Origin of the sequence: Streptomyces kanasensis (assembly GCF_043077165.1) — a bacterium.
Lineage (GTDB): Bacteria > Actinomycetota > Actinomycetes > Streptomycetales > Streptomycetaceae > Streptomyces > Streptomyces changanensis.
The window spans coordinates 420,386-424,982 of the sequence record NZ_JBIBSF010000008.1; the positions used below are offsets into that span (position 1 = coordinate 420,386).

At 72.7% G+C, this 4,597-nt stretch carries 2 protein-coding genes, 1 tRNA gene and 1 rRNA gene; 1 reads left to right on the forward strand and 3 read right to left on the reverse strand.

Annotation, left to right across the window (positions count from 1 at the left end):
• On the reverse strand, positions 1 to 1,167 hold a 1,167-nt coding region (locus ACF053_RS21775), incomplete at its 3' end, for a HAMP domain-containing protein (RefSeq protein WP_391955421.1).
• A gap of 310 nt (positions 1,168 to 1,477) precedes the next feature.
• Between ACF053_RS21775 and ACF053_RS21780 the strand changes: the two genes are divergently transcribed.
• The gene (locus ACF053_RS21780) at positions 1,478 to 4,126 is read left to right on the forward strand and encodes a SpoIIE family protein phosphatase (RefSeq protein WP_391955433.1); all 2,649 of its coding nucleotides are present in this window, start codon (positions 1,478 to 1,480) and stop codon (positions 4,124 to 4,126) included.
• Positions 4,127 to 4,182: 56 nt separating this feature from the next.
• On the opposite strand, the gene ACF053_RS21785 is transcribed toward ACF053_RS21780, so the two are convergent.
• Both ACF053_RS21785 and rrf read right to left on the reverse strand, forming a co-directional pair.
• Positions 4,183 to 4,255 (reverse strand) — tRNA-Thr (locus ACF053_RS21785).
• A 253-nt stretch (positions 4,256 to 4,508) separates the two neighbouring features.
• A 5S ribosomal RNA gene (gene rrf / locus ACF053_RS21790) occupies positions 4,509 to 4,597 on the reverse strand; the annotation flags it as partial.

Genomic DNA, 4,597 nt, shown 5'->3' on the forward strand with positions numbered 1-4,597 from the left:
GGCCGCGCCCGGCACCTGCGCCTGGCCGCCCAGCAGCCCCTCGACACCCACCTCGCGCGCGACCCGCGTCACCTCGTCGGCGAAGGTACGCAGGGTCTCGGTCATCTGGTTGATGGTGTCGGCGAGCTGCGCGACCTCACCGCGCGCGCTGACGGTGACCTTCTGCGACAGGTCACCGTTCGCGACGGCCGTCGTGACCTCCGCGATGCCCCGCACCTGGGAGGTCAGATTGCCCGCCATGGTGTTGACGGAGTCGGTGAGGTCCTTCCACACGCCCGCGACGCCGGGCACCTCCGCCTGCCCGCCGAGCTCGCCCTCGGTACCGACCTCGCGGGCGACGCGGGTCACCTCGGAGGAGAACGACGACAGCTGGTCGACCATCGTGTTGACGGTGTTCTTCAGCTCCAGCATCTCGCCGGCGACGTGCACGGTGACCTTGCGCGACAGGTCGCCCTTGGCGACCGCCGTGGTGACGAGGGCGATGTCCCGCACCTGGGCGGTCAGCCGGTACGCCATGGTGTTGACCGAGTCCGTGAGGTCCTTCCACGAGCCGGACACCCCGCGCACCTGCGCCTGGCCGCCGAGCTTGCCCTCCGTACCGACCTCCAGGGCGACCCGCGTCACCTCGTCGGTGAAGGACGACAGCTGGTCGACGAGGTTGTTGACGGTCCGGGCCACCTTCAGGAACTCGCCGCGCAGCGGCCGCCCCGCCCCCTCGGGCCCCTCGGAGCGCAGTTCCATCCGCTGCTGGAGGTCGCCGTCCGCGACCGCGGACAGCACGCGACCCACCTCGGACACGGGCCGCGTCAGGTCGTCGACCAGCGCGTTCGCGGCCTCGATCGCGGTGGCCCAGGCGCCCTCGCTGGCGCCCACGTCGAGCCGCTCGGACAGCCTGCCCTCGCGCCCGACGACCCTGCGCACCCGGGCGAGCTCACCCGTCAGGTGCAGTTTGCGGTCGGCGACCTCGTTGAAGACGGCGGCGATGTCCGCCATCGTCCCCTCGCCGGTCACGGTCAGCCGCTTGCGGAAGTTGCCGTCCCGCATGGCCGTGAGGGCGCCGAGCAGCCGTTCCAGGGCCGCGGCGTCCACTTCGACGGTTCCGCTGCTCCGGGAACGCCCGCCCTTCGCGCGCGTGCCACCGGCCCGCGTCGCCACGCCAGACTCCACCGTGTCCCTCCCGAGGGGGTTGACCGTACTCCCGGGCTCGTGCTCGGGCATCGCTGCGGCCGCGGCGCGCGTGCGCCGGCTGCCGCTGGAAGCCTTCCCAGTGTTTCACCGCGAGGCGACCAGCCCATAACGGTTCGGCTGCTCCGCATAACGTCCCCGTCCTCTGGGGACGGAAACAGCGGCGACCACCGCCCGCCCGGACTGCGAAGGTAAGTAACCTGGCATGCGGCTGTCCAACCGCCCCGGTCCGCCCGGCGGGGTCGGTGAGGCGCAGTACGACCACCGGGTACCGGGGAGGGGCGGGCCGACCATGGCGGAGCCGGGCGTCGAGACGCGAACGAGGAGTTCTGTGATCACCGCGCGGGCGGCTGCCAGTTTCGAACCTGTGGGGCGGTCGGTCGCGACCGCCCGGGCCTTCGTCCGGGACACCCTGCAAGGCTGGGGGTACTCCGACGTCGTCGATGACGCCGTCGTCCTGACCAGCGAACTCGTAACCAACGCCGTGATCCACGCGGGCACGGCGGCGGACGTGCTGTGCCTGCGCACGGAGCACGGCGTCCGGGTGGAGGTCGCCGACCGCTACCCGGAGCGCGAGGTGCCCCTCCAGGGCTCCGCGGAGCCGGTGGCGGCCCTGGACCGGGAGAACGGCCGCGGCCTGCTGCTGTGCGCGGCCCTGTCCAGCCGCTGGGGCGTCGAGTACTCCTCCACCCGGAAGCGGGTCTGGTTCCAGCTGGACCTGCCGGACCGGCCGGTCGGCACCCGGCACGCGGGCCCGGCGCTCCCGGAGGAGCTGCTGCCGGTCGCCGACGAGCGGGTCCGCGTGGCGGTCCTCCAGGTCGACAGCGCGGGGGTGGTCACGTCGTGGAACGACGACGCGGCGCTCCTGTTCGGGTATCCGGCGGACCAGGTCGTCGGCAAGCAGCTGGGCGACGTCGCCGCCTGGCCGCAGACGCCGGGGACGGGCACGGGCCTGGCCGAGGCGCTGCGGCTGTCGCGCTGGGAGGGCAGTTACGGCATCCGCGGCACCGACGGCCGGGTCGTCCCGGTGTACGCCTCCCACCTGCGGGTGCGCGACACCCACGGGGAGCCGTCGACGGTGTGCCTGCTGGTCCGGGAGTACGAGCGGGCGGTCCTGCAGACGCCGGCGCGCACATCGGGCGGCGAGTCGTCGGGCGAGCGGACGGCGGACCCGTTCGAGGTGTTCATCGGCTCTCCGGCCCCGGACGACCTGGACGGTCTCCTCCAGCGCACGGTGGAGCGGGCCCGGGACATGCTGGACGGTGACGCGGCGTTCCTGCTGCTGGCGACGGACGACGAGACGGAGCTGGAGGTGCGGGCCACGACCGGCCTGCCCTCGGCGCGGCAGCGGTTCGCGCGGGTGCCGGTGGAGGCGGGGACGAGCCGGTACGCCTCGGCCCGGATGCCGGCGGTCCACGAGGACCTGCTGGCGGTGCCGGGCGCGGTACCGCTGCTGAACGGCACGGGCATGCGGTCGGTGGTGACGGTCCCGCTGAAGGTGGAGGGCCGGCTGACGGGCTCCCTCGGCGTGGCGGCGGAGGCGTCGGGGCGCTACTCGAACGAGGAGGCGCTGCGGCTGCAGTTCGCCGCGGACCGGATCGCCCTGGCGGTGGAGTCGGCCCGGCTCGGGGAGCTGGAGCGCCTGCGCCGGGGTTCGCTGAGCTTCCTGGTGGAGGCTTCGGACCTGCTGGCGGGCACGCTGGACCGGGACCAGACGCTGGCGTTGATGGCGCAGATGACGGTGCCGACGCTGGCGACGTGGTGCGCGGTGTACACGATCGCCGACCAGTCGTCGGACCCGTACCTGTCGTACGTGCTGCACGAGGACGAGGAGCGCATCGACGGCCTGAAGGAGCTGCTGTCGGGCATCGCCCCGCCGGACCCGGTACCGGCGCCGGGCGCCCGCGTGTGGAACGCCCCGGCGGAGGCGGCGCAGCGGGCGGCCCTGCACATGTCGCGCCGGCAGCTGGACCGGGCGGCTCCGCCGGTGTCGTCGGGGATCGGTACCACGCTGGCGACGGCGGCCGTGGTGGGCGGGGAGACGGTGGTGCTGCCGCTGGTGGCGCGCAACCGCGTGATCGGCATGCTGACGTTGGGCAAGCCGTCCGACGACCACTTCCGCCAGGAGATCCTGGAGCTGGCCGAGGACCTCTCCCGCCGGGCGGCCCTGGCCCTGGACAACGCCCGCCTGTACAGCGAGCGCACGGCGATCAGCCAGTCGCTCCAGCGGAGCCTGCTCCCGCCGGGACTTCCGCAGATCCCGGGCGTCGAGGTCGACGTGATCTACCGGGCGGCCGGCGAGGGCAACGAGGTGGGCGGCGACTTCTACGACCTGTTCCCCATCCGCGACAAGGCGTACGGCTTCGCCATCGGCGACGTGTGCGGTACGGGCCCGGAGGCGGCGGCGGTGACGGGGCTGGCCCGCCACGCGCTGCGACTGCTGGCCCGGGAGGGCTTCGGCGGCCCGGCGGTGCTGGAGCGGCTGAACGCGGCCATCCTCGACGAGGGTGCCCGGAGCCGTTTCCTCACCCTGCTGTACGGCGAGCTGTGGCCGCAGGAGGACGGCAGCGCGGTGCTGAAGGTGGTGTGTGCGGGACATCCGCTGCCGCTGCGCCTGCGCCAGGACGGCACGGTGGAGCCCGCGGCGGAGCCGCAGCCGCTGCTGGGCGTCATGGAGGACCTGGAGCTGTTCGAGGAGACGGTGACGCTGGAGCCGGGCGACGTCCTGCTGTGCGTCACGGACGGTGTGACGGAACGTCGCGAGGGGACGCGGATGCTGGGTGACGACGGCCTTGCGGACGTGTTGCGCACCTGTACGGGTCTGACGGCCGGCGCGGTGGCGGCGCGGGTGCTGCGGGCGGTGGAGCGGTTCGCGGCGGAGCCGGCGTCGGACGACATGGCCATCCTGACGATGCGGGTCCCGGAGCCGCTGCAGCAGTGACGGTTCCGGACATGGGAAAGGCCCCCCGCCGTGAGGCGGGGGGCCTTTCCGTTCTGAGCCCCCAAACGGAATCGAACCGTTGACCTTCTCCTTACCATGGAGACGCTCTACCGACTGAGCTATAGGGGCCTGTCGCTTTTCCGGAGTTTCCCCCGCGGCGACAGGAAGACTATACCCCGCGAAAGAGCCGAACGCCTAATCGGCCGCCGGCACGGGCTCGTGCGCACCACACCTGCTGCGGTACTCGGGAGGGGTGGCCGGTGGTGCTGCGCACCCCGTTCCGCCCTGCCGTGTCCGGTCTCCGGCTGCTACCACGGGAGAAATAGGGTCCGGAAATGAGGAAAGCCCCGCACCATACGGTGCGGGGCTTCCCCAACAAATTGTTCGGCGGTGTCCTACTCTCCCACAGGGTCCCCCCTGCAGTACCATCGGCGCTGAAAGGCTTAGCTTCCGGGTTCGGAATGTAACCGG